The sequence below is a fragment of the Citrobacter sp. B72 genome, from assembly GCF_016894305.1.
Taxonomy (GTDB): Bacteria; Pseudomonadota; Gammaproteobacteria; order Enterobacterales; family Enterobacteriaceae; genus Citrobacter; species Citrobacter portucalensis.
Genome location: NZ_CP069801.1, coordinates 2,166,600 through 2,192,279, shown reverse-complemented (window position 1 = coordinate 2,192,279; position 25,680 = coordinate 2,166,600). Strand labels below are relative to the sequence as shown.

At 51.9% G+C, this 25,680-nt stretch carries 23 protein-coding genes and 1 pseudogene; 16 read left to right on the top strand and 8 right to left on the bottom strand.

The annotated features are described in order from the left end of the window. Nucleotides 1-3: 3 nt before the first annotated feature. From JQN59_RS10495 to JQN59_RS10465, 7 genes are all read left to right on the top strand, one after another. Nucleotides 4-1,716 carry an alpha,alpha-trehalase gene (locus tag JQN59_RS10495; RefSeq protein ID WP_128612278.1) on the top strand — a complete coding sequence of 571 codons (1,713 nt, stop codon included), beginning with the start codon at nt 4-6 and terminating at the stop codon, nt 1,714-1,716. Nucleotides 1,717-1,923: 207 nt separating this feature from the next. Then, nucleotides 1,924-2,946 (top strand): ABC transporter substrate-binding protein, encoded by a 1,023-nt coding sequence (locus tag JQN59_RS10490; RefSeq protein ID WP_149607703.1) that lies wholly within the window; start codon nt 1,924-1,926, stop codon nt 2,944-2,946. Between the two features lie 26 nt (nt 2,947-2,972). Next, nucleotides 2,973-3,932 carry a FecCD family ABC transporter permease gene (locus tag JQN59_RS10485; RefSeq protein WP_394810792.1) on the top strand — a complete coding sequence of 320 codons (960 nt, stop codon included), beginning with the start codon at nt 2,973-2,975 and terminating at the stop codon, nt 3,930-3,932. Next, nucleotides 3,929-4,690: an ABC transporter ATP-binding protein gene (locus tag JQN59_RS10480; RefSeq protein WP_149607702.1), complete on the top strand. Its 762-nt coding sequence runs from the start codon at nt 3,929-3,931 to the stop codon at nt 4,688-4,690. Before JQN59_RS10485 ends, JQN59_RS10480 begins: the two co-directional genes overlap by 4 nt. Before the next feature lie 9 nt (nt 4,691-4,699). Further along, nucleotides 4,700-5,512: a class I SAM-dependent methyltransferase gene (locus JQN59_RS10475; protein ID WP_032943738.1), complete on the top strand. Its 813-nt coding sequence runs from the start codon at nt 4,700-4,702 to the stop codon at nt 5,510-5,512. Then, nucleotides 5,509-6,366 (top strand): ModD protein, encoded by an 858-nt coding sequence (gene modD, locus JQN59_RS10470; RefSeq protein ID WP_149607701.1) that lies wholly within the window; start codon nt 5,509-5,511, stop codon nt 6,364-6,366. Before JQN59_RS10475 ends, modD begins: the two co-directional genes overlap by 4 nt. Nucleotides 6,367-6,389: 23 nt before the next feature. Further along, nucleotides 6,390-8,360 carry a TonB-dependent receptor plug domain-containing protein gene (locus tag JQN59_RS10465; RefSeq protein ID WP_149607700.1) on the top strand — a complete coding sequence of 657 codons (1,971 nt, stop codon included), beginning with the start codon at nt 6,390-6,392 and terminating at the stop codon, nt 8,358-8,360. Nucleotides 8,361-8,735: 375 nt separating this feature from the next. On the opposite strand, the gene JQN59_RS10460 is transcribed toward JQN59_RS10465, so the two are convergent. Next, a complete protein-coding gene (locus tag JQN59_RS10460; protein ID WP_048212573.1) occupies nt 8,736-8,990 on the bottom strand; it encodes a GlsB/YeaQ/YmgE family stress response membrane protein in 255 nt (84 codons plus the stop codon). Nucleotides 8,991-9,191: 201 nt separating this feature from the next. Between JQN59_RS10460 and ycgR the strand changes: the two genes are divergently transcribed. Then, on the top strand, nt 9,192-9,926 hold the full coding sequence (gene ycgR, locus JQN59_RS10455) for a flagellar brake protein YcgR (RefSeq protein WP_003833545.1): 735 nt from the start codon (nt 9,192-9,194) through the stop codon (nt 9,924-9,926). 11 nt (nt 9,927-9,937) lie between these two features. On the opposite strand, the gene emtA is transcribed toward ycgR, so the two are convergent. Then, entirely contained in the window at nt 9,938-10,549 is a 612-nt protein-coding gene (gene emtA, locus JQN59_RS10450) for a membrane-bound lytic murein transglycosylase EmtA (RefSeq protein ID WP_003020914.1), read from the bottom strand. A gap of 98 nt (nt 10,550-10,647) precedes the next feature. Here emtA and ldcA point away from each other — a divergent pair, with 98 nt between their 5' ends. After that, complete coding sequence (gene ldcA / locus JQN59_RS10445; RefSeq protein WP_149607699.1) at nt 10,648-11,562, top strand: muramoyltetrapeptide carboxypeptidase; 915 nt, start codon at nt 10,648-10,650, stop codon at nt 11,560-11,562. Between the two features lie 97 nt (nt 11,563-11,659). Next, nucleotides 11,660-13,327: pseudogene (locus JQN59_RS10440) on the top strand (potassium/proton antiporter); the annotation flags it as partial. A gap of 170 nt (nt 13,328-13,497) precedes the next feature. Here the strand turns inward: JQN59_RS10440 and dadX are convergent. Together dadX and JQN59_RS10430 are read right to left on the bottom strand one after the other, a co-directional pair. After that, nucleotides 13,498-14,568, bottom strand: a complete 1,071-nt coding sequence (dadX, locus tag JQN59_RS10435) for a catabolic alanine racemase DadX (RefSeq protein ID WP_003833552.1) — start codon at nt 14,566-14,568, stop codon at nt 13,498-13,500. 12 nt (nt 14,569-14,580) lie between these two features. Continuing rightward, nucleotides 14,581-15,879, bottom strand: coding sequence for a D-amino acid dehydrogenase (locus JQN59_RS10430; protein WP_003833553.1), 1,299 nt, complete (start codon nt 15,877-15,879; stop codon nt 14,581-14,583). Between the two features lie 322 nt (nt 15,880-16,201). Here JQN59_RS10430 and JQN59_RS10425 point away from each other — a divergent pair, with 322 nt between their 5' ends. Further along, on the top strand, nt 16,202-17,734 hold the full coding sequence (locus JQN59_RS10425; protein ID WP_149607697.1) for a SpoVR family protein: 1,533 nt from the start codon (nt 16,202-16,204) through the stop codon (nt 17,732-17,734). Nucleotides 17,735-17,836: 102 nt separating this feature from the next. Here the strand turns inward: JQN59_RS10425 and fadR are convergent, their stop codons facing one another. Beyond that, on the bottom strand, nt 17,837-18,556 hold the full coding sequence (gene fadR / locus JQN59_RS10420) for a fatty acid metabolism transcriptional regulator FadR (RefSeq protein ID WP_003833559.1): 720 nt from the start codon (nt 18,554-18,556) through the stop codon (nt 17,837-17,839). A 236-nt stretch (nt 18,557-18,792) separates the two neighbouring features. Between fadR and nhaB the strand changes: the two genes are divergently transcribed. The 3 genes from nhaB to JQN59_RS10405 all read left to right on the top strand — a co-directional run bounded on the left by nhaB (nt 18,793) and on the right by JQN59_RS10405 (nt 21,461). Beyond that, a complete protein-coding gene (gene nhaB, locus JQN59_RS10415) occupies nt 18,793-20,337 on the top strand; it encodes a Na(+)/H(+) antiporter NhaB (RefSeq protein ID WP_008785014.1) in 1,545 nt (514 codons plus the stop codon). A 141-nt stretch (nt 20,338-20,478) separates the two neighbouring features. Further along, complete coding sequence (dsbB, locus tag JQN59_RS10410; protein WP_149607696.1) at nt 20,479-21,009, top strand: disulfide bond formation protein DsbB; 531 nt, start codon at nt 20,479-20,481, stop codon at nt 21,007-21,009. Between the two features lie 110 nt (nt 21,010-21,119). After that, complete coding sequence (locus JQN59_RS10405) at nt 21,120-21,461, top strand: DUF1971 domain-containing protein (RefSeq protein ID WP_003020940.1); 342 nt, start codon at nt 21,120-21,122, stop codon at nt 21,459-21,461. 270 nt (nt 21,462-21,731) lie between these two features. On the opposite strand, the gene JQN59_RS10400 is transcribed toward JQN59_RS10405, so the two are convergent. The 3 genes from JQN59_RS10400 to JQN59_RS10390 all read right to left on the bottom strand — a co-directional run bounded on the left by JQN59_RS10400 (nt 21,732) and on the right by JQN59_RS10390 (nt 24,366). After that, a complete protein-coding gene (locus JQN59_RS10400) occupies nt 21,732-22,877 on the bottom strand; it encodes an acyltransferase family protein (RefSeq protein WP_188110101.1) in 1,146 nt (381 codons plus the stop codon). 55 nt (nt 22,878-22,932) lie between these two features. Next, nucleotides 22,933-23,256 (bottom strand): hypothetical protein, encoded by a 324-nt coding sequence (locus JQN59_RS10395; protein WP_149607694.1) that lies wholly within the window; start codon nt 23,254-23,256, stop codon nt 22,933-22,935. Continuing rightward, nucleotides 23,219-24,366 (bottom strand): IS3 family transposase gene (locus tag JQN59_RS10390; RefSeq protein WP_204528199.1). Its coding sequence is split into 2 segments (ribosomal slippage): nt 23,219-24,129 and nt 24,129-24,366, totalling 1,149 coding nucleotides; the frame shifts between segments, so codons are not numbered across the junction. Before JQN59_RS10390 ends, JQN59_RS10395 begins: the two co-directional genes overlap by 38 nt. Nucleotides 24,367-24,392: 26 nt before the next feature. On the opposite strand from JQN59_RS10390, the gene JQN59_RS10385 reads away from it, so the two are divergent. Both JQN59_RS10385 and JQN59_RS10380 read left to right on the top strand, forming a co-directional pair. Beyond that, the gene (locus JQN59_RS10385; RefSeq protein WP_442781401.1) at nt 24,393-25,058 is read left to right on the top strand and encodes a hypothetical protein; all 666 of its coding nucleotides are present in this window, start codon (nt 24,393-24,395) and stop codon (nt 25,056-25,058) included. Then, nucleotides 25,055-25,633: an HNH endonuclease gene (locus JQN59_RS10380; RefSeq protein WP_121539944.1), complete on the top strand. Its 579-nt coding sequence runs from the start codon at nt 25,055-25,057 to the stop codon at nt 25,631-25,633. The genes JQN59_RS10385 and JQN59_RS10380 overlap by 4 nt, the downstream gene beginning before the upstream one ends. The last annotated feature ends 47 nt before the right edge of the window (nt 25,634-25,680 follow it).

Genomic DNA, 25,680 nt, shown 5'->3' with positions numbered 1-25,680 from the left:
CCGATGATAACGCCAGCAACTCGCCATCCTGGCCTGCTCTCTGTTGCAATAAAACTGACGCTCGCAAGCACCTTTTTTGCCCTTTCCTCTTTTACCGTCAACGCCGAGGACGCACCAGCCGCTACGCCTGCGCCGCCTGATATTCTGCTTGGCCCCCTGTTTAACGATGTACAAACAGCCAAACTGTTTCCTGACCAGAAAACCTTTGCGGACGCGGTGCCAAACAGCGATCCATTAATGATCCTTGCCGATTACCGGATGCAGAAAAACCAGTCCGGATTCGACTTACGCCATTTTGTGCAAGTAAATTTCACCTTGCCGAAAGACGGCGAGAAATACGTGCCCCCGGCCGGGCAATCATTACGCGAACATATCGATGGCCTGTGGCCGGTACTCACCCGTTCGACAACCGACGCTGAAAAATGGGATTCGCTGCTGCCGCTCCCGGAACCGTATGTGGTACCTGGCGGGCGTTTTCGCGAAATATATTATTGGGACAGCTATTTCACCATGCTGGGGCTTGCCGAGAGCAATCACTGGGATAAGGTCTCGGACATGGTGGCAAACTTCGCTTACGAGATTGATTCCTGGGGACACATTCCTAACGGCAACCGCACCTACTACCTGAGTCGTTCGCAACCGCCGTTCTTTGCCTTTATGGTTGAACTACTGGCGCAGCACGACGGGAATGACGCGCTGAAAAAATACCTCCCGCAGATGCTCAAAGAGTACAGCTACTGGATGGAAGGCGTCGAAACACTGCAGCCCGGTCAGCAAAATAAGCGCGTGGTTAAACTGGATGACGGCACCATTTTGAACCGCTACTGGGATGAGCGCGATTCGCCTCGGCCAGAGTCGTGGGTAGAGGATATCGCCACCGCTAAAAGCAACCCGAACCGCCCGGCCACAGAAATCTACCGCGACCTGCGTTCAGCTGCCGCGTCCGGCTGGGATTTTAGTTCCCGCTGGATGGACAATCCTAATCAGCTGGGCACTCTGCGTACCACCAGCATCGTTCCGGTCGATCTCAATGCGCTGATGTACAAAATGGAAAAAATGATCGCCCTCGCCAGCAAGGCTGCTGGTGATGATGCCAAAGCGGCGCAGTACGATGGCTTCGCTAATGCCCGACAAAAAGGGATCGAGAAGTACCTGTGGAACGACAAGGAAGGCTGGTATGCCGACTACGATCTGAAAAGCCACAAAGTACGCAACCAGCTCACGGCTGCCGCCCTGTTCCCGCTATATGTCAATGCAGCGGCAAAAGATCGCGCCAGTAAAGTCGCCACGGCCACCCAGGCACATCTGCTGCAACCGGGCGGCCTTGCTACCACGTCGGTGAAAAGCGGCCAGCAGTGGGATGCCCCCAATGGCTGGGCCCCGCTCCAGTGGGTCGCAGCATCCGGGTTACAGAATTACGGTCAGGATACTGTCGCCATGGACGTGACCTGGCGATTCCTCACCAATGTTCAACACACCTACGATCGCGAGAAAAAGCTGGTTGAGAAGTATGACGTGAGCACCACTGGAACCGGCGGTGGTGGCGGTGAGTATCCGTTGCAGGATGGTTTCGGCTGGACCAACGGCGTAACGCTGAAAATGCTCGACCTGATTTGCGCCAAAGAAAAGCCCTGTGACAACGTACCCGCGTCGCGACCTACCCCGGCAAGTACAGCGCCAGTCGAGTCTAAAAAACAGACTCAACCGACGCCATAACATCATAGCCCGAGCCGTTTTACTTCCTGAATCCGCGCTTCGTCGCGGATTTTTCTTTCTTATATTTCCCCCTTCCAGCTGTCTCTATGGCCTCTAGCCCTTATGGGGTATCCGGGGTTTTCATCCGTGAGAAATTGATTCTGAACATGTTTTTATTCGCTGTATATGTAAATATATAGCGATTTTGTAACCTTCAGGATACCGATAATGCCACTGACAAGACGGATGTTTGCCCAACTCGTGGCATCTGCAATACTGCTACGCCATCTTCCCGCGTTTGCTCAAACCTCGCTGACTGTGGCCATTGGAGACTCTCCGAAGCCAGCAACGACCCAACGTGTGGTCAGTGCTGGCGCGCCTGCTGACATGCTGCTGCTGGCCGTCGCACCGGAAAAACTGGTGGGACTTTCCTCCTTTGATTTCTCTCGCCAGACAGCCATCCCGTTTAACGATAACATTCGGACTTTGCCGAAACTCGGCAGGCTGGCGGGGCGCGCCAGCACACTCTCGCTTGAAGCACTCCTGGCGCTTAAACCTGACCTGGTTATTGACTGCGGTAATGCCGATGAAACCTGGCTTTCTCAAGCCAGACAAGTGAGCGCACAAACACACATTCCCTGGCTGCTGATTAACGGCGAATTGCGCCATACCCCAGAACAGCTGCGCGCAGTCGGTGAAGTATTGGGCGTCGTCTCGCGAACCGCAATGCAGGCCGCTCTGGCCCGTCGATTTATCGATGATGCAATAGCTTTCTCGCATTCACCCGCGGCGAATCTGCGTTTTTATGCCGCGCGCGGTGCCAGAGGACTGGAGACTGGTTTACAAGGTTCTCTGCATACCGAAGCAGCAGAACTATTGGGGTTGCACAATGTGGCGCACATCCCCGGACGACAGGGGCTCACACAGGTCTCAATGGAAAATCTTCTCAGCTGGCAGCCGGATATTATCCTGGTGCAGGATGCGGTGACAGCGCAGTTCCTACGAGAAGATCCGGTCTGGCAAGGAGTCAAAGCGGTTGCTGACCGGCGCATTCTGTTTCTCAGCGGTCTGCCGTTTGGCTGGCTGGATGCACCTCCTGGCATCAACCGTTTACTGGGGTTACGCCGCCTGCATGCCTGGCTTGATCCTCAGGTTAACGCGAGCTTTAAAGCCGATATGCAGCGCTACAGTGAATTGTTCTGGCACACCACGCTAAGCGACGCACAGTATCAAAGGTTGGTGGCAGTCTGATGAAAACATCAACCCTCGGTTTTCTGATGATTGCTGCGGTGGTGCTTTGCGCGAGCGTCGCTGCGGTATCAGGCGCGTATCGCCTGGATGCACAGCAGGTTCTGAATCTCGTGGCCGGTACAGATGGCGTTCCAATGCAGGACAAAATCGTTTTCTGGCAAATCCGCCTGCCACGCATACTGGCTGCATTGCTGCTCGGCGCGGCGCTGGCGGGCGCAGGAACCACCTATCAGGGCATGTTCCGCAACCCACTGGTCTCGCCGGATATTCTCGGCGTGGCGGCGGGTGCGGGTTTAGGTGCCTGTTTAGCAATCCTGTTAGGTTTACCGATCCTGTTCATTCAGCTGTATGCGTTCATGGGCGGTTTATTCGTGGTCGCCGGTGTCTGGTTGATTACCCGGCGAGTCAAGCGTCACGACCCGGTGTTAACGCTGGTGCTGGTCGGGATTGCGCTGGGCACGGTATGCGGCGCGGGAATTTCGCTCATCAAAACGCTGGCCGACCCGTATACCCAACTCCCGTCTATCACCTTCTGGCTGCTTGGCGGTTTATCGACGATCACGCTGCACGATCTGTGGTTCTCGGCACCGCTGATCTTCGCAGGACTGATCCCGCTATTGCTGCTGCGCTGGCGCATGAACCTGCTCACCCTGTCGGATGATGAAGCACGATCGCTTGGGATCAATGTCTCGCGATTACGACTGGGACTGATCGTCTGCGCAACGTTAATCACCGCCTGCACCGTTGCCATCGCAGGCATTATCGGCTGGATTGGGCTGGTTGTACCGCACATCGGCAGACTCCTCAGTGGCAATAACCACCAGCAGTTGCTGCCAGTCTCCATGGGGATCGGCGCCATTTTGCTGCTGCTCACCGATACTCTTGCCCGCACGCTGAGCAGCACGGAAATTCCGCTGGGGATCCTGACTGCATTTATTGGCGCACCGTTCTTTTTGCTGCTTTTGCTACGGGGAAATCGCCCATGACGCTACTGACCGTCCGCCATGCGTCGTTGGGATACCACAGTCACCAGCCCGTGTTACGCGATGTCTCATTTCAGGTTTCGCCCGGCTCCATCTGTTGTCTGATTGGGGCCAACGGCAGTGGAAAAACCACTCTGATGCGCACCATTCTCGGCGTTCTTTCGCCGCTTCACGGTGACATTCTGCTTGATGGCATCGCCATAAATCATCTCAACGATCGGCAACGCGCCGCCGCTATCGCCTGGGTTCCTCAGGCACATGACGGCGCGTTTGCCTTCACTGCGCTGGACATGGTGATGATGGGGCTGGCCCCGCAATTGGCGGCATTTGCGGTTCCCGGCGCTAAAGAGCGTGAAAATGCGCACCAGCAGATGACGATGCTGGGAATTTCTCATCTGGCGCCCCGGCGCTGGAACACGCTGAGCGGCGGAGAACGGCAACTGGTGTTGATTGCCCGCGCGCTGGCGCAACGCCCACGCCTTTTGTTGCTGGATGAACCCGCTTCCAGCCTGGATTTTGGGCATCAGATCCGTCTGCTCGACACGCTGGTGACGCTGAAAAATTCGGGTATGGCCCTGCTGATGTCGACGCATCATCCGTTGCACGCCCGGGCAATTGCCGACAGCGTGGTACGCGTTGAACCGGATGGCGAAGTGTCACAAGGACTTCCTGAACATCAGCTCGCCACCGATCGCCTGGCGGAACTGTATGGCGTTACACCGTCACAAATCGCTCACCATCTCTTTGGCTCACATAACTAAGGAATAAGAATGCTCATTGACGACATTGATTTTGCCGATCTTTACCGTAAACAGTTACAGCTGGCGAACAGAACCGAGAAAAAGCCGGAGCACTGGGATAAACGTGCGGAAAAAATGGCGGAAAATTGCGCCTCATTAACCGACAGCTATCTGCTGCAACTGCTGGGGAAAATCGATCTGAAAGGGGCGGAGTCGCTGTTTGACATGGGTTGCGGTCCCGGTACGGTCTCGCTGGCGCTCGCTAAAAAGATGCCAATAATTTACGGCGTAGATTACAGCCAGGGCATGCTTAGCGTAGCTGCCCGCCGCGCTGCGCAAATGAACGCCCGTCACGTGCAGTGGGTGCAGCGGGCCTGGGAGGAACACTGGGATGATTTACCCCAGTGCGATATCGCCGTCGCCTCGCGCTCTACGCTGGTTGCCGATATGCGCCAGGCGATGACCAAACTGAATAATCAGGCCCGACTGCGGGTTTACACCACTCATCTCGTCAGTTCATCTTTCGTTTCCCCCACCATTCAGCGTGCACTGGGCCGCGAAGTGATTGAGCTCCCCAACTATATCTATGCGCTTAATGTCCTGTATCAGATGGGGATCCACGCGCATGTTGATTTTATCCGCGGGCCCAACTGCCAGCAGGACAACAGCACCTGGACGCGTTTTCTGGAAAACGTGCGCTGGAGTATGGGTGAACTGAGCGCCGATGAGGTCGAACGTCTGGAAACCTGGTATCAACAGCAGGATCCACGCACGATTGCCCCCGCCAGCCGTGACTGGGCGCTTATCTGGTGGGACAGCGTGCCGCGGGAGGCGCTGCGATGATCTACTTTTCGCAGGCGCAAACCGACGCGCTGCTGCTGGAAGATATTCAGGGCGGCGATCTGACTACCCGCGCGTTGGGGATCGGCGCACAGCCGGGCGTTATGGCGTTTTATCATCGCCAGGGCGGATGCGTTAGCGGCACCGCCGTTGCCAGACAAATGCTCACCTCATTAGGGCTGACCGTCAGCGACATGGTGGCCGATGGTGAACAGGTAAATGCAGGACAGCGATTGATTCGCGCACATGGGAATGCGGCGGCGCTGCACCAGGGCTGGAAAGCGGTACAAAATGTCCTGGAGTGGAGCTGTGGGGTTTCGGGCTATCTTGAGAGCATGTTGAGCCAACTGCGCCAACGCTATCCTGATGGGCAGATTGCCTGTACCCGCAAAGCCATTCCCGGCACGCGTTTGTTGGCGACTCAGGCAATACTCGCCGCGGGAGGCATTATCCATCGCGGAGGATGCGCCGAAACGGTACTGCTGTTTGCTAATCACCGCCATTTTCTTACCAACCCAAACGACTGGTCAGGTGCGATTGCGCGCTTACGCCGCCATGCGCCAGAAAAAAAGATTGTGGTTGAGGCAGATACGCCAGATGAGGCATTAGCCGCGCTACGCGCCGCGCCCGATGTCCTGCAACTCGACAAATTTACCCCTGAGCAAGCAACAGAAATTGTTCGCCAGGCCCCTTCTCTGGCCCCCCATTGCACGCTGGCGCTGACTGGCGGCATTACCCTCGCCTCGCTGGCGAGTTATCTCGACTGTGGCATCAGACTTTTCATCACTTCCGCGCCTTACTACGCTCCGCCCGCGGATATCAAAGTTAGCCTGAGCCCGGACGCACGTGGCATATAACATTAATAAATGGACTAAAAATAATGAATTTCAACAAAAGTTGTCTTTACACAGCCCTGTCGTTTGCTTTCGCGCACAGTGCTTTTGCTGGGCAGGAAAGCGAAACCATGACCGTCTGGTCAAGTCCGGCCTCCGCCGCAACCACTACGGTTCTCGGCCAGGAAACGATGCAGCAACTGGATAAGCAAAACGTGGCGCAGGCACTGAGCGTTGTCCCCGGCGTCGTGCTGCAAAAGTCAGGCAACCGCAATGAACAGCAGGTGAAAGTCCGCGGTTTTGACAGCCGTCAGGTTCCCGTCTATTTTGACGGCGTGCCGGTATACATCCCCTATGATGGCAACCTCGATTTAGGCCGTTTTCTGACCTCCGATATCGCTTCGGTTGAAGTCTCCAAAGGCTACTCGTCGCTGTTACAAGGGCCGAACCAGATGGGCGGCGCCATCAATATCACCACCCAAAAGCCTACCAAACCGATTGAAGGCAGCATTGGCTATCGCCAGGGCTGGAGTCGTAGCAAAGACAATGCCCACGATATGCACGCTTCATTTGGCGCCAGCAATGATCTCGGCTACATCCAACTCAGCGGCAGTCAGTTGAAGCAGGATTTCCTTGGCTTACCGCACGGTGTGGACAACCCTATTGCGGGCAGCAACGGCAAGATGATTAACTCCTCCGCCGATGACAAACGCGGTATCGTGAAGCTGGGCTTTACCCCACGTGGTAATGACGAATATGTGCTGACCTATATTAATCAGGACGGTGAAAAAGATAACCCGCCGTACGCTGGAGCCAGCAGTCAGAAATCACGCTACTGGCAATGGCCACAGTACGATAAAGAAAGCTATTACTATCAGGGCACCACCCATCTGGGCGATCGTTTCACCCTGAAAAGCCGTCTGTATCGCGACACCTTTGAAAATACGCTGATGATGTACAACTCACTTGCCGATCTGAAAAACAAGAAAGGCAACTACAGTCATTATTCAGACTACAGCGATGGCGCTGGCCTGCAGCTCGCTGCGGAAATGCGAGAAAACGACCTGCTCTCTTTCGCCGTGAACTGGAAAGATGATGTTCACCGCGAGAAAGGCGCTCCGAATGCAGCTTACGACCGTTACGAAGACCGCACCTGGTCCGTTGCCAGCGAATACCAGTGGGCAGCGGCGGATAACGTCGATGTAGTAGCTGGAATAAGCTATGACTGGCGCGACAGTCTGGAAGGCATGAAGCACGAAAAAAATGGTAGCGTCACCCACTATGATGACAACAATCAGTCGGCCTTCAACTGGCAGATGATGACCAAATATCACTTTGAAAATTCAGACACATTAGCGCTGTCCTACTCTGACAGAACACGTTTCCCGACTTTGAAAGAGCGCTACACCACCTCGAAACCGGCCTATAACCAGGTGGCGCTGGTCAATCCGCAGCTTAAACCGGAACGCGCCCGCAGCGTGGATCTGACCTGGAATGGTTCACTTGGCAAAGACTGGGGATTCGAAGCCAGCGTCTATTACAACCGCATCAGCGATGCCATTCTTTCACACAATATTGATGCCGATACCATCCAGAATCAGAACAGCGGCCGGGTGGATTACACCGGTCTGGATGCAGGCGTTAAAGGTAAAGTCTTTGATATGCTGGATGTTGGGCTGAGCTATGGCCTGATTCATGCGGACGTCAAACGCAGCGACATCGGCAAAATAACCGATTTGCCGACGCAAACCCTCACCGCATGGATGACGCTGAAACCGTGGGATCCGCTGAGCATTACGCTGTCTGAAGAGGCCCGCTCATCGAGCTATAGCAATAGCGACGGCTCGCAGAAAGCCGCAGGTTTCGCCATTACCCATTTACGCGCCGACTACGCCATCGGTCACGGGTTTAGCGTCAACGCTTCAGTCAATAACCTGTTCGATACACAATACGTGTACAGCGAAGGATTTATCGAAGAAGGCCGTAATTACTGGGCGGGAATTGAGTATCAATTCTGATTTAACGATGCAAAGAAACGGCCCCACTCGGAGTAATGCTCTTCAGTTAACGCCTTAGTTTCAGAAAGTATCGCCGGTGTGGGTAGAAGTTTTGAATATGCACTCTCAGAAAAAGGGTTCCGTTCACCTCATGTTCATAGTTTCTCTGAAACGCCGATTCCTGTGAACGTGTAAAGGGCGTTCTCCGCCACGCCCTTTACAATCCCGCCGGGAGCCTGGGTTGCAAGGGAGGCGGCGGCGAGCCTCCCTTGCACGTTCACGGGTATCTGCGCTTCAGAGAAATGACACCGTAGAGGTGAACGGAGCCCTGAACAAGAATCACATGTTCACCGTACATGCTTAACTGAACGGCATTACCGCATGGAGGCCGTTCGATTAATCTCGCCGTACAAGCCGGAAGACACCCAGCACAACAATCGCGCCGACCACGGCCACCAGGAAGCTATGGAGATTAAATCCGCTGACATCGCCGCCAATACCAAACATCGTTGCCAACCATCCACCGACCACAGCACCGACAATACCGAGAATACAGGTCAGGATAAACCCACCGCCATCACGCCCCGGCATAATCAGTTTGGCGATAACCCCCGCAATCAGACCAAAAATAATCCAGGCAATAATTCCCATTTTCAGGCCCTCTTTCCAGTGAACGCACGCGCAAGACATTCCTGCGCCAGCACTTAAAGTATAGGCAAGCCATCGCGACATGCTTTTATCACTCAGACTTAATTCATTGGGTTTGGTAAAAAATTTCATCCATTTGTATTAAGTTCCGTCGATTAATGCCGATAACCCAACGACAAACCAGGCATCCAGGAGTCATTAGGTGTGAGTAACTACAATGAGCAGTTCCTGAAGCAAAATCCGTTAGCGGTGTTAGGTGTACTTCGGGACTTAAAGTCGCAGCAGGTTCCACTGCGTATCTCCTGGTCGGGCGGCCAGTTCATCAGCAAAGTTCTGGCCGTCAGCCCGGACGAGCTGGTCATGGATTTTGGCAGCCAGGAATATGAAAACCAGGCCGTACAGCGGGCCAGCCAGATCTCGATTATCGCCGAAACGCAGGGAGCCAAAGTAGAATTCACCCTGCCACAGTTGAAAAAAGGCGAGTATCAGCAACTGCCGGCGTTTATTTCATCCTTGCCGCCTTCTCTGTGGTTTGTGCAGCGTCGTGAATATTTCCGCATCGGCGCTCCGCTGCACCCTCCCTATCGCTGCACGGCAAAAATGCCGGACAACAGCACGCTGTGCTTTCGCTTATTCGATTTATCGCTTGGCGGTATGGGCGGGCTGTTAGAAACGGCAAAACCAGAAGGACTGGTAGAAGGTATACGCTTCGCGCAGGTTGAACTGAATATGGAGCAATGGGGGGTGTATCACGTTGACGCCCAGCTCATTTCCATTAGCGAGCGCAAAGTTATCGACAGCAAAAACGAAACCATTACCACTCCCCGCCTGAGCTTTCGTTTTCTCAACGTCGGCCCGGCGGTGGAGCGGAACTTACAGCGGATTATTTTTTCCCTTGAACGCGAGGCCCGGGAAAAATCGAATAAGGTGCGCGAGTAAACTCACACGAACTACATCACATCCAGCGCTTGTTGAAGCTTCCAGATATAGCGCGGGGCCTGCGGCGCCGGATGATTGTCCGCAACATGTTCAATAAATTCATCCGGGCTGAGATCGTTGATCTTATTGATGGCTTTCTTCCTGTCGGAAGAGAACGTTCGCAGCAATGCGCCCGCGCCGTTGGCGTACGATACTACCAGCGCATACTGCATCACCTGCGGATCTTCAATCCCGGCCAGCGGCCCGGTTTCGAGAATACTCAGGTATGCGGCCCCCATGGAGATATTGCGTTCGGGGTTTTTCAACTCGCTGGTCGACGGCTCTCCGCTCCAACCCATGCGGCGATAAACATCGCGTCCTGAAGTTGAGGCTTTCAACTGCATCAGACCAATCGCATTGGACTTACTGACCGCATTCGGATTTCCGCCTGATTCAATGGCAATAATAGCGGTAATCAATTGTGGACTGACACCCCAGGCCGCACCGGCTTTTTCACTGATCGGCATCCATTGCATTGCGCGTTTAACCGGAACTTCAGCATTCCACGGCGGGTTTTTGTAATCATGTTTTGAACTACAGCCCGCAAGTAATACAACCAAAAAAGCAAACCATCTCAATTTCACGTCATCTATCCTTATAGCCGGAACCTGTCGCTGAGGTGACAACGACATACCTACGCGGCATGATATACATTTGGTTTTAGTTGTAGCAAGGAAATGCCATGTCCCGGTTTCACTTAATTGCCCCGTCGGGCTACTGTATCAATCAGCAGGCTGCCTTACGTGGGCTTGCGCGTCTTACTGAGGCCGGTCATCAGGTCGACAATTCAGCGGTCATTGCACGCCGCTGCCAGCGTTTTGCGGGGACAGAGGCAGAAAGGCTTGCTGATGTGAACTCGCTCGTTAATCTGAAAACCCCCGATACCATTGTGATGGCGGTACGCGGCGGCTATGGCGCGAGCCGTTTACTGGAAGAAATTGACTGGCAGGGGCTGGCAGCCCGCCAGCAACAAGATCCGCTACTGCTGTGCGGACACAGCGATTTTACGGCGATCCAGTGTGGTCTGCTGGCACAGGGGAATGTGATTAGCTTCAGCGGCCCGATGCTGGCGGCGAACTTCGGCGCCGAAGAAATGAACGCATTCACCGAGCACCATTTCTGGCAGGCTTTGCATAATGCCCAATTTACCCTCGAATGGCAGGGTGACGGTCCGCAGTGCGCAACTGAAGGTACACTGTGGGGAGGAAATCTGGCGATGATCATTTCGCTGATGGGTACGCCGTGGATGCCGACTATCAAAAACGGCATTTTGGTGCTGGAAGACATTAACGAACATCCATTCCGTATCGAGCGTATGCTGCTACAGCTGTACCACGCCGGAATACTGGCCCAGCAAAACGCCATTATTCTTGGCAGTTTTAGCGGTAGCGCACCCAATGATTACGATGCCGGTTACAATCTTGATTCAGTTTGTGATTTTCTGCGCGCCAGATTATCAGTACCGTTGATCTGCGGCCTCGATTTTGGCCATGAACAACGCACTGTCACCTTGCCTTTGGGAGCCAATGCGGTGCTGAAAAATGATAAAAACGGCACTCAGCTCACCTTAAGTGGGCATCCGGTACTAAAATCGTAAAAAAAGCGGCTAATAGGGCTAAGTAAAACGCTGTTTCTGTCGTTATTATGGTAGGGTTTATTAATACGAAACAGCGTAATTCAGGAGTAACCGAACGTTGGATGCCGCAGCAATTATTAGCCTTTTTATTTTGGGTTCCGTTCTCGTCACCTGCAGTATCTTACTCAGTTCATTCTCATCACGTCTCGGTATCCCAATTCTGGTGATATTTCTCGCTATCGGTATGTTAGCGGGCGTGGATGGTATAGGCGGCATACCTTTCGATAACTATCCATTCGCCTACATGGTGAGTAACCTGGCACTGGCGGTTATCCTGCTCGACGGCGGGATGCGCACCCAGGCCAGCTCTTTTCGCGTTGCGTTAGGCCCGGCGCTATCGTTGGCGACGGTCGGTGTGCTGATTACTTCCGGACTCACCGGCATGATGGCCGCGTGGCTGTTTCATCTGGATCTTATCGAAGGACTCCTGATTGGCGCGATTGTTGGTTCAACCGACGCCGCGGCGGTCTTTTCCCTGCTTGGCGGTAAGGGGCTTAACGAACGCGTTGGCTCTACGCTGGAAATTGAATCCGGCAGTAATGACCCGATGGCCGTGTTTTTGACCATCACGCTCATCGCCATGATCCAAAACCACGAGACCGGTTTAAGCTGGATGTTCACGGTGCACATTATCCAGCAGTTTGGCTTAGGCATCATTATCGGTCTTGGCGGTGGATATATGCTCCAGCAGATGATTAACCGCATTTCGCTGCCTGCCGGACTGTATCCGCTATTGGCGTTAAGCGGTGGGATCCTGATTTTTGCCCTGACCACTGCGCTGGAAGGCAGCGGTATTCTGGCGGTTTATCTGTGTGGTTTCCTGCTGGGTAATCGCCCTATTCGCAACCGGTTTGGCATTCTGCAAAACTTCGACGGTCTGGCCTGGCTGGCGCAAATCGCCATGTTCCTGGTGCTCGGACTGCTGGTTACGCCATCCGACCTGCTGCCTATCGCAATCCCGGCACTGATTTTGTCTGCGTGGATGATATTCATTGCCCGCCCGCTTTCGGTCTTCGCGGGACTGCTGCCGTTTCGTGGCTTTAATCTGCGCGAGCGCATTTTCATCAGTTGGGTGGGTCTGCGCGGTGCGGTACCCATCATCCTCGCCGTCTTCCCAATGATGGCGGGTCTGGAGAACGCGCGCCTGTTCTTTAACGTCGCCTTCTTCGTGGTACTTATCTCGTTGCTGTTTCAGGGAACGTCGCTTTCATGGGCTGCTAAAAAAGCCAAAGTGGTGGTCCCTCCCGTCGGCTGGCCCGTGTCGCGCATTGGTCTGGATATTCATCCGGATAACCCGTGGGAGCAGTTTGTTTATCAGCTCAGCGCGGATAAGTGGTGTGTGGGCGCCGCACTGCGCGACCTGCATATGCCGGAAGAAACGCGAATAGCCGCCCTGTTTCGTGACAACGTGCTGTTTCACCCCTCCGGCAGTACGCGTCTTCGCGAAGGCGATGTATTGTGTGTTATTGGCCGCGAGCGCGATCTCCCGGCTCTTGGCAAGCTGTTCAGCCAGTCGCCACCTGTGTCGTTAGACCAGCGCTTCTTCGGTGATTTTATTCTTGAAGCCAGCGCAAAATATGCCGATGTGGCACTGATTTATGGCCTGGATGATGGCACCGAGTATCGTGATAAGCAGCAAACGCTGGGTGAAATTGTCCAGCATCTGCTTGGTGCCGCGCCGGTCGTCGGTGACCAGGTGGAATTCGCGGGTATGATCTGGACTGTGGCCGAGAAGGAAGATAATGCAGTGCTGAAGGTCGGTGTTCGCGTTGCTGAAGATGAGGATGAGTAAAGCGGATGTTTTGCCGGGTGGCGGCTGCGCCTTACCCGGCCTACAAAATGCACTGACTCTGAAGACCTGATAAACGCAGCAGCATCAGGCAATGCTATATAAAGTTACACCGTCACAACTGGCACGCGCAGCGCCAGAGAACACATTAACTCGTAGCCTACCGTACCTGCGGCGGTGGCCACATCGTCAATTTTAATCTCTTTGCCCCACAGCTCTACCGGCGTCCCGATCCCTGCCTGCGGGCACGGTGTCAGATCTACCGCCAACATATCCATTGAGACTGTCCCCACCGTCCCGGTACGTACACCATCCACCAGCACAGGCGTTCCGCTTGGCGCATGGCGTGGATAACCGTCTGCATAGCCGGTCGCTACAATGCCAATGCGCTGCTCACCGCTGGCAGTGTAACGTCCACCGTAGCCCACCCGATCGCCAGCTTTCAGCGTTTGTATGCCGATGATCTCACTGCTCAGCGTCATCACTGGCTTCAGGCCGGTATTGGCGATGTCCCGCCATTGTCCCGAAGGCGACGCACCATACAAAATAATGCCCGGACGAACCCAGTCATAATGCGCTTCAGGGTGCCACAGCGTGGCGGCCGAATTCGATAGTGACCGTCTGCACTCCAGCCCTTCAGTCGCCTGCGCAATACGCGCCATAGCCTCCTGGATACCTTCCGGGTGCTCTGCATCGGCAAAATGCGACATCAGCGTCATTTCGCCGACGTTGGGCATAGCCCGCAGCTGTTGCCAGACCGTGGGAACTCTTTCCGGTAAAAAACCAAGGCGGTTCATACCACTATTCACCTTCAGGTAAACATCGAGCGGCGCCTTCAGGCGCGCATTCTGCAATGCTTTTAGCTGCCAGTTACTGTGTACACAGGTGGTGAGTCGATAATTGTCATATACCGTCAGGTCTTCGGCGTGGAAAAAACCCTCCAGCATGAGTATCGGGCCTTTCCATCCGCGCTCGCGCAGGGTTATCGCCTCTTCAAGATTGAGCATGGCAAAACCATCGGTTGTGCCCAGCGCATTCCAGACGCGTTCAATGCCGTGTCCGTACGCATTGGCTTTCACCACCGACCAGACGCGAGCGTCCGGCGCGGCCTGGCGGGTAATGGTCAGATTTTGTTTCAACGCCTGCAGGTCAATGCTGGCCAGTATCGGGCGGGTCATCTCACGTCCTTATCAGTTATGTGCGCCATGTAAATGCCGTGGACGGGAGGGGGTAAACCCCGGACTGTAACGCGCCACGCTCAGATCGTCATAAGGTATGGCTGGCGTGCGGCCAGAAAGGATATCGCTCAGCAGCTGACCGGAGCCGCAGGCCATGGTCCAACCCAGCGTGCCGTGGCCGGTATTGAGCAGCAGATTCTTAAAGCGGGTGCGCCCCACCACCGGCGTTCCGTCCGGCGTCATCGGACGCAGTCCGGTCCAGAAGGTTGCCTGCTCCACATGACCGCCGCGCGGGAAGAGATCGCGTACGACCATTTCCAGCGTTTCACGACGAGGTTGTAGCAGTTCTGTATTAAAGCCGACAATCTCCGCCATGCCGCCAACGCGAATACGATTGTCAAAGCGGGTAATAGCGATTTTGTAGGTTTCATCAAGGATAGTAGAAACCGGCGCACCGTCGTCTTGCGCCACCGGAATGGTCAACGAATAGCCTTTGAGCGGATAGACCGGGATATCAACGATCCCTTTCAGCATTGCCGTGGAGTACGAACCAAACGCCATCACATAGGCATCGGCTTTAACTATCTCTTCGCCGCACTGGACGCCATAAATCTGCTCACCATCGCTCAGCAGCTTATCGACCGGGGTATTAAAGCGAAACTTAACGCCTGCCTGCTCCGCCATCTGCGCCAGACGCTGGGTAAACAGCTGGCAGTCGCCGGTTTCATCATTCGGTAAACGCAGACCGCCGGTCAGCTTGTGCGCCACTTCTGCCAGTGCGGGTTCGACTTCCGCCAGACGGTTTGCTTCCAGCAGTTGATATGGCACGCCCGCATCTTCTAGCACGGCGATGTCGCGGGTAGCGTTCTCATACTGTTGAGCGGTACGGAAAAGTTGCAGGGTTCCGCCCTGGCGCCCCTCGTACTCGATACCGGTAGAGGCGCGCAGCGCTTTCAGGCAATCACGGCTGTATTCCGCCAGTCGCACCATGCGTCCTTTATTTTCCATGTAGTGGCTGGTGTCGCAGTTGCGCAGCATCTGCCACATCCATTTCAACTGGAACTGGGTTCCGTCAAGACGGACGGCCAGCGGAGCGTGGCGCTGAAACATCCACTTAATTGCTTTTAGCGGTACGCCTGGTGCCGCCCATGGTGCTGCATAACCTGGAGAGATTTGCCCCGCGTTCGCCGCACTGGTTTCCAGTGCCGGACCGGGCTCACGATCAATGACGGTGACATCGTGTCCAGCCTGACTTAAGTACCAGGCGCTGGTCACGCCAACGACACCACTTCCCAGTATGACAACTCGCATAGCCACTCCGTTAACAGTAAAAGAACAATCATCTAATTACATATTGATAACTCAGTTGAAAATATTATTCAACATATGGCTTTTTTATGGTGACTTACCTCACATATAGCGGTGATGGCTGGGGACTCTCCGCTTTGGCATCTCCTGCTGTGCGTTATTTTTATCCAGCATAAAATTTTGCGGCCATGCCATTTTTCGACGCCTCGCTAACGTGAAATCGCAAAGAAAAAATTTCTGCCGCAGCACGTTTTTTAACACCATGATCTATGCTTGACATGAGGTACTCCAGACAGAGAGTGCCGCCAACAATGAGGGTGCGCGAATGGCTACGATTGATTCCATGAACAAGGACAGCACACGGTTAAGCGATGGACCCGACTGGACGTTTGATCTGCTGGATGTCTATCTGGCAGAGATAGACCGCGTGGCGAAACTCTACAGACTGGATACCTACCCGCACCAAATCGAGGTGATCACCTCCGAACAGATGATGGACGCTTATTCCAGCGTCGGGATGCCGATCAACTATCCTCACTGGTCGTTTGGTAAAAAGTTTATTGAAACCGAGCGCTTGTATAAGCATGGTCAGCAGGGGCTGGCCTATGAGATCGTTATCAACTCCAATCCGTGCATCGCGTATCTGATGGAGGAGAACACCATCACCATGCAGGCGCTGGTGATGGCGCATGCCTGCTACGGACACAACTCCTTTTTCAAAAACAACTACCTGTTCCGAAGCTGGACGGATGCCAGTTCCATTGTCGATTACCTGATCTTCGCGCGAAACTATATTACCCAGTGTGAAGAGCGTTACGGCGTGGATGAAGTCGAAAAGCTGCTCGACTCCTGCCATGCGCTGATGAACTACGGCGTTGACCGTTACAAACGCCCGCAAAAAATCTCCCTACAGGAAGAGAAAGCCCGTCAGAAAAGCCGTGAAGAGTATCTGCAAAGCCAGGTGAATATGTTGTGGCGCACGCTGCCGAAGAAAGAGGAAGAGAAAACCGTGGCGGAAGCCCGGCGTTATCCCTCTGAGCCACAGGAGAACCTGCTGTACTTCATGGAGAAGAACGCCCCGCTGCTGGAGCCCTGGCAACGCGAAGTGTTGCGCATTGTACGCAAGGTCAGCCAGTATTTTTATCCGCAGAAACAGACGCAGGTGATGAACGAGGGCTGGGCCACTTTCTGGCATTACACCATCCTGAACCACCTTTATGATGAAGGTAAAGTCACCGAACGGTTTATGCTGGAGTTTCTGCATAGCCATACCAATGTGGTATTTCAGCCGCCCTACAACAGCCCATGGTATAGCGGGATAAACCCGTACGCTCTGGGGTTTGCCATGTTCCAGGATATCAAACGTATTTGTCAGTCGCCGACCGAGGAGGACAAATACTGGTTCCCGGACATAGCGGGTTCCGACTGGCTGGAAACCTTGCATTTCGCGATGCGCGATTTCAAAGATGAGAGCTTTATCAGCCAGTTCCTGTCACCGAAGGTGATGCGTGATTTCCGTCTGTTCACCGTGCTGGATGACGATCGTCACAACTATCTGGAGATTTCTGCGATTCATAACGAGGAAGGATATCGTGAGATCCGCAACAGGTTGTCGTCGCAATACAACCTCAGCAACCTGGAGCCGAATATTCAAATCTGGAATGTCGATCTGCGTGGCGACCGTTCGCTCACCTTACGCTATATTCCGCATAACCGCGCACCGCTGGATAAAGGACGCAAAGAAGTGCTCAAGCACGTACACCGGCTTTGGGGTTTTGACGTGATGCTGGAGCAACAGAATGAAGATGGCAGCGTGGAACTGTTGGAGCGTTGCCCGCCAAGGATGAACGGTCTGTAAATCTTATTACCGGAGGCGGTGTAAACACCTAAACCGGCCTACGAAGTGCACACATTGTAGGCCGGATAAGACGCTTTGGCGTCGCCATCCGGCTTTGAGCAATTAACGGCCCTGAATCGCCAAATCGCCCGGCAGGCTCTTTTGCATGCGATGCCAAATTTCGCCACTGTCGTGACCATAGCGACGCACCGTTTCATACACCTGCTCATGAGCGCCCTGCTCGCAGAGTTCTGACAGTTTACGGTAGAAGCTCAGCGCCAGCGCGCGCGCTTCCGGATTGGCAAAATAATGACGACCAATGCGGGTATATAATCCTTTCATACCGTTGAGGATCAAACCGTAAATCGGATTGCCGGAGGCAAATGCCAGGCCGCGGAAAATGTTATAGTCCAGATCGGCAAATGCGTCAGCGTGGTCGGCCACCTGATTTGCCGTCGCCAGAACCTCCTGTGCTTTATCAGGATGCTGGCGAAACGCAGTGCGAACAAAGATCGTCGAAATATTGGTACGCACGGACAGCAGATTATCAATCAACTGCGGGACACTCTCGTGATCGAGACGCGCCAGCGTTTCAAGAATATTCAGACCGGAGGTTTCCCAGAAGTTATTCACCTTCGTCGGTTTGCCGTGTTGAATGGTCAACCAGCCATCTCGCGCCAACCGCTGCAATACTTCGCGTAGCGTGGTACGTGTCACCCCAATAAGTTCGGAGAGTTCACGTTCAGCGGGCAAAATAGTGCCAGGTGGGAAGCGGTTATTCCAGATACTTTCAATGATGTACTCTTCCGCGAACCCAGCCGGGCTTTGCGCCTTAATGACCATAGTAAAAATTCCATTACACAGCAAAACATAGTTACACACATCATACCAGATGGGTATCTTAGCTGATAGCTGACGCAATGAAGAAAAAGTGGATCAAGGCTTCATTTTCCAAATAACGCTACAGCACAGCCAAACTTGCCAGTCTCGTGAATAGCTTGCCTGTACTCCCTCCTCCCGCTAAGCTTTGCGGTCAAACATAAAAACATGATTTCATTTTTAAAGGTAGGGAAATCACCATGGAGCTATCATGGGGCCGCGCTATGTGGCGCAATTTTTTAGGTCAATCACCAGACTGGTACAAACTTGCACTGCTTGTCTTCTTAGTCGTTAACCCGATTATTTTTTTCATCAACCCTTTTATTGCCGGCTGGTTGCTGGTGGCCGAGTTCATTTTCACGCTGGCGATGGCGTTAAAATGTTACCCACTGCTGCCAGGCGGGCTGTTGGCTATTGAAGCTGTAATTATTGGCATGACCAGCGCCACGCATGTGCGTGAAGAGGTTGCCGCAAATCTTGAGGTGTTATTGCTGCTGATGTTTATGGTGGCAGGCATCTACTTTATGAAGCAGCTATTACTGTTTATTTTCACTCGTCTGCTGCTCACTATTCGCTCCAAGACGCTGCTGTCACTGTCTTTTTGTGTTGCAGCCGCTTTTCTCTCTGCGTTCCTCGATGCGTTGACCGTCGTGGCCGTGGTAATCAGCGTTGCGGTCGGTTTTTATGGTATCTACCATCGCGTTGCTTCTTCTCGCGCGGAAGACAACAACATGCTCGATGACAGCCATATCGATCAGCACAATAAGGTCGTTCTTGAGCAGTTCCGCGGTTTTCTGCGTAGCCTGATGATGCACGCGGGGGTCGGTACGGCGTTAGGCGGCGTGATGACCATGGTGGGTGAGCCACAAAACCTGATTATCGCCAAAGCGGCTGGCTGGCATTTTGGCGACTTCTTCCTGCGTATGTCGCCAGTTACCGTCCCGGTACTGATTTGCGGCCTGTTAACTTGTGTGCTGGTCGAGAAATTGCGCTGGTTTGGCTATGGCGAAACGCTGCCGGAGACCGTCCGTGATGTCCTGCAACAGTTTGACGATCAAAGCCGCCAACAACGTACCCGCCAGGACAAAATCAAACTGATTGTCCAGGCGATTATTGGCGTCTGGCTGGTCGTTGCTTTGGCACTGCATCTGGCAGAAGTCGGATTGATCGGTTTGTCGGTCATCATTCTGGCAACCTCGTTGACCGGCGTCACCGACGAACATGCGATAGGTAAAGCCTTTACCGAGTCGCTACCCTTCACCGCGCTGCTGACCGTGTTCTTCTCTATTGTCGCGGTGATTATCGATCAACAGCTCTTTTCGCCGATTATTCAGTTTGTTTTGCAGTCGTCTGAACATGCACAACTGACGCTGTTTTATCTCTTCAACGGCCTGCTGTCTTCGATCTCTGATAACGTTTTTGTTGGTACGATTTATATCAATGAAGCCAAAGCCGCGATGGAACATGGGACCATCAGCCTTAACCAATTTGAGCTGTTGGCGGTGGCGATCAATACCGGGACCAACCTGCCTTCGGTGGCCACGCCAAACGGCCAGGCTGCATTCCTGTTCCTGCTGACCTCTGCACTGGCACCGTTGATTCGCCTCTCTTATGGTCGCATGGTGTGGATGGCTCTGCCTTATACTCTCGTCCTGACGCTCGTCGGCCTGCTTTGCGTCGAGTTCACGCTAGTTCCGGTGACCGAGTGGATGACTCAAACGGGCTGGTTAGCTACACTTTCATAACAATTAACCGGGCAAATCACTGCCCGGTTTGACTTTTTGCATGATAAATATCCGATTACGCAAATTTTCAATTCCCGCTAGTGGCGCATAAAGTGAATTGGTTTAAACTGCGGTCTCTACGCATGTTGCAGGGAAATGATTATGTTGCGATTTTTAAACCAGTGCTCCCGAGGTCGTGGAGCATGGTTATTGTTGGCGTTAACCGCCTTTGCGCTGGAGCTCGTCGCGCTGTGGTTCCAGCACGTCATGCTACTAAAACCTTGCGTGTTGTGTATTTACGAACGTAGCGCATTATTTGGCGTGATGGGGGCAGGGCTGGTGGGTGCTATCGCACCAAAAACACCGCTGCGCTATGTGGCGATGATAATCTGGATTTACAGTGCCTGGCGCGGACTTCAGTTAGCGTATGAGCACACCATGATCCAGCTGCACCCATCCCCGTTTATGACCTGTGATTTTGCCGCACGCTTCCCAAGCTGGCTGCCAGTGGACAAATGGCTGCCGCAGGTGTTTTTAGCGTCCGGTGACTGTGCTGAGCGCCAGTGGTCTTTTTTAACCCTGGAAATGCCGCAGTGGCTGTTGGGGATCTTCGCCGCATACCTGGTGGTCGCCGTGCTGGTAGTGATAGCACAGCCGTTCAAACCGAAAAAACGTGACCTCTTCGGTCGCTAACAGAGACGCTCCTTCGGGAGCGTTTTTTTTGCTTTAAATTCATTGCCTGCTGGCATCTATAAGATGTATATTAAATGCATCTTATAGATGCCACACCAAGGAGATGTCTTATGTCCCATTTACGCATCCCGGCAAACTGGAAAGTTAAACGCTCTACTCCTTTCTTCACAAAAGACAACGTCCCAGCAGCACTGCTTTCTCACCATAACACTGCAGCAGGCGTTTTTGGCCAGCTTTGTGTGATGGAAGGTACGGTAACGTATTACGGCTTTGCCAATGAAGACGCAAAAGAACCTGAAGTGAAAGTGGTGATTAATGCCGGTCAGTTTGCGACCAGTCCGCCGCAGTACTGGCATCGCGTTGAATTAAGCGACGATGCGCAATTCAACATCAATTTCTGGGTTGAAGATGACAACCATGGCGATGAGATGTATCAGGCGAAAAAGTCTTAAGCCTTAACGCCTGCTAATCGATGGGCGGCTTAGTCCGCCCATGAAGGTTTGTTCAAAACAGGCGGCACTATAAAATTATTGTGCGTTGATGTGAACAGAAAGCAGTCATAATGCAGAGCGTTAGCGCAAGACGAATCACCACCTTCCGAGGTTTTGAGTTGTTTTGCGCTAATTTTTTGCCCCATCCATGCCCCATCACACGTCCCATCTTCGAAAAACGCAAAGCCTTGTAAACCTATGCAAGGCTTTGTGTGCCCCGCTTTTGTCTCATCACGCATACGATTTAACGGATTGTGACTTCCCAGTTTTAAACTTTTTAATAAAAAACTTACCCATCTCAATAGAAGGTTTTTCAATAAACGCATACATTAACAGAGATAATGCATAAGCAATCACAAAGTTTGTTATAAACTTACCAACACCATTAACACCAGGGTAAAACGATATCAAGTCTCCATATCTATTTAAGCTCCATAAAATAGGAACGTGAATCAGATATAAAGAATATGATAAATCGCCGATATGAGAAAAGAACTTCCAAAATCTAACAATGCCGAGGCCCTCAAGAGTTATCATAGATATAAATAACATTGATGCAATCATTCCTGAATTGAGTACCCCATGTTGAGATTTGTATCCATTTACAATGCTAATAACGGAAAATGTAAGCGCTGAAAATGTTATGAATTTTATTAATGATAAATTAAAAGAAAAATTAGAATTATTAATTCTCTGATAAGCACATGAAATCAAAACGCCAGCAAGGAAATCGAAAACAATTGGGTTAAACGAAAACTTCAGATGATCAATATGTCCTGATACATCACCCACACCTGCAGAGTATGGATCAAGAGTAAAACTACCAGAGAAAAATAGTTGCCCACATATTGATATCAAAGATATTGATAACACAACTAACAAAGCTCTATGCTTGTGTGAAATAAGCATGCATATCATGAAAACAAAATAAAAATACAACTCATATGTCAAGGTCCACGCTGGATATAGCAAACCATATCCATAAAAAGGACCCGGCTTAGACATGTCTGATGTTATAAAAAAAACTGATTTGATAACATCGCTATAATTGAACCATACTTCAGAAAATGTTAGCTTTGAAAAGTCGAACTGAACAAAAAAAAGATAAAACAAAAATGCAACAATATATACGGGATATATTCTAAAAAATCTTTTTATAGCAAAAGAAGAGCATGAACCATCTCTCATAGTAGAGTAGTGAATGATGAACCCACTAATAACAAAAAACAAATCAACGCCAAATGCACCGTTTGAAAACAACAGATCGCCAAGATTTGTTTGTGCGTATACATCGTTAAGTGCAACGCGAAAGTGAAACGCAACAACAAAAACAGCAGCAAAACCCCTAAGGAACTGAATCGAATTTAGTTTGTTCATTATAATGAGCCAAATAATTAATCCCTGGCTCATTATAACATATTGACATTTACAATTAAATAGTTATTTCAACCCATGCGGTGCCATTATATTTATATCCTATAATGTTAGTTGGCGATGTGATTACATCATATCTGTCGCCGTTATTATTACCGTATGGCCTGTCAGGAACACTACCTGATACATTCATTACTCCTTTAAAAAACCATCCAGGTGAAACAATACCATGAGGCTTGCTAAACACGGCAGAATACCCCAACTGCTTGCTGTGTACAGTGAATTTACCAAAAACACTACTATAACCGTTAAGTGGAGATGATGTATGAATCGCCACGGATAATCTAGACACTTCCGAGCCGTTGATAATACTGGTTTTCATATTCTGTCGTTGACATCTGATTGCTCGAACCATGCCGACGCTTACTGTTATAAAACATTTCGATGTAATCAAAAATATCGCTGCGGGCTTCTTCCCGCGTTCCGTAGATCTTTTTCTTTATCCGTTCGCGTTTCAGCAACTGGAAAAAGCTTTCTGCAACCGCATTATCGTGACAGTTACCGCGACGGCTCATGCTCCCCTCCAGGCCGTGTGATTTCAGGAACGACTGCCACTCATGGCTTGTGTACTGACTGCCCTGGTCCGAATGAACCAGCACCTGTTTTTGGGGATTACGCCGCCATACAGCCATCAGCAGTGCGTTCAGGACAATGTCCTTTGTCATCCGGGATTGCATTGACCAGCCGATAATTTTGCGTGAGAACAGATCAACAACCACAGCAAGATACAGCCAGCCTTCGTGGGTCCTGATGTAGGTTATGTCCGTTACCCAACGCTTATCCGGAGCATCCGGATTGAACTGTCGCTGGAGCCTGTTGGGCGATACGATACTGGCCTCGCCTTTGCGTGCCCACGGGCTCCGGTACCCGACCTGAGCCTTTATCCCGGCACGATTCATCAGTCGCCAGACTCTGTTCACTCCGCACTGTTGACCGCTATCCCGCAAGTCCAGATGGATCTTGCGATAACCATAAACGCAACCGGACTCCAGCCAGAACTGTTTGATCTGTCCCGTCAGTCTCAGATCTACCTGGTGGCGCTGAGAATACGGTTGCTTAAACCAGGCGTAAAAGCCACTGGGATGAACATCCAGCACCCTGCAGAGCAGACGAACAGGCCAGCAACGGGAGTTGTCACGAATAAAGGCGTACCTCAGTCGGACAGCTTTGCGAAGTACGCCGCGGCTTTTTTTAATATGTCCCGTTCGTCAGTAACCCGCTTCAACTCCTTCTGGAGTCGGCGGATCTCGGCCTGAGCATCTGACTGTTCTTTATTAGTGGATGAGTCCGGACCGTACTTCTTTATCCAGGCGTAAAGGCTGTGGGTGGTGATATCGAGACGTGTTGCAACGCTGGAAACAGAATGACCGCGATCAATAACCTGTTTGACTGCTTCAATTTTAAACTCTTCGGGATAACGTTTACCGCTCATGGGCACCTCTCTTTAAGTCATCTTAAATGACTCCGAGGTGTCTGTTAAACCCGTGGCGATTCATTAATCCGCAACCTGAACTTACAAAAGGCTCTGGTTTTTCATGGAAAGGATATTTGTATGGCTCCGGCAGTAATGACCGAGAGACAAATCGTAATTTTGCTCACATCAAATGTCCTTTTGGTAAGCCAGGCGATCGCATCTGGGTTCGAGAGACCTATCAGGGGCCGCTATTCGATTACGAACATATGGAGTCGTATCTCGAAGACAGTTCTAAATTTGAGAAGCCAGATTTTTGTATCTACAGGGCTGATGGTAAGCCTGCGCCAGAGTTTTACGATGCTGACGATAATCTGCATTGCTGCTGGCGTCCATCCATTCACATGCCGCGCTGGGCAAGCCGTATCACGCTGGAGATTAACGACGTTCGCGTTGAGCGATTGAATGGCATCAGTGAAACGGATGCGGAGGCAGAAGGCATCGACATGGAGGCACTTTTTGACTCACAGGACTGTTACGACTGCATTGCAGACCACAACATGACCGGGAGACCAACGGCAACAGGAGCATTCAAGCACCTGTGGGAATCCATCTACGGCGAAGAAAATTGGCAGACCAATCCATGGGTTTGGGTAATCGAATTTAAGGTGGTGCCTAATGTTCCAGCTAATTCAACGGGGTCAGATATATGACGAAGCCGGAAATTAGTAAGTGGAAAAATCGAAATAAAACCCCCATCACGCAAGACCTCCTCAAAAATCTTATTCATTACTCACCAGAGACTGGCGTATTCACATGGAAGCCTCGCGAGAGACACTTCTTTCAGACTGACGCATCATTTAGGGCATGGAATGGCACATTCCCCGGCAAGGTTGCTGGGAAGCACGTTGAGGGTGAATACGAAAAAATAATGATTTTAGGGATTAGGCATGCATCTCACAGACTGGCTTTCCTATATGTGCATGGTTACCTGCCACGGATTGTTGACCACATTAATGGCGACATTAAAGACAACAGAATTTCCAACCTGAGAGCGGCAACCCCATCACAAAATGGGCACAACAAATCCTTAGCATCAAATAATAAAAGCGGATTTAAGGGGGTTAGCTGGAGCAATGTTCACAAGCGATGGGAGGCATACATCACCCTGAACTACAAAAGAACTCGACTTGGTTTTTTCAATGAAATAGAGGATGCAGTTAGTGCTTTGGAGGCAGCCAGAAAAGTTATGGTAGGTGAGTTTGCGAAGAATCAGCAAAGGCCATAATCCATTAGCACGTCACGAGGCAGCACAGATACGCGCCGAACTTGAAA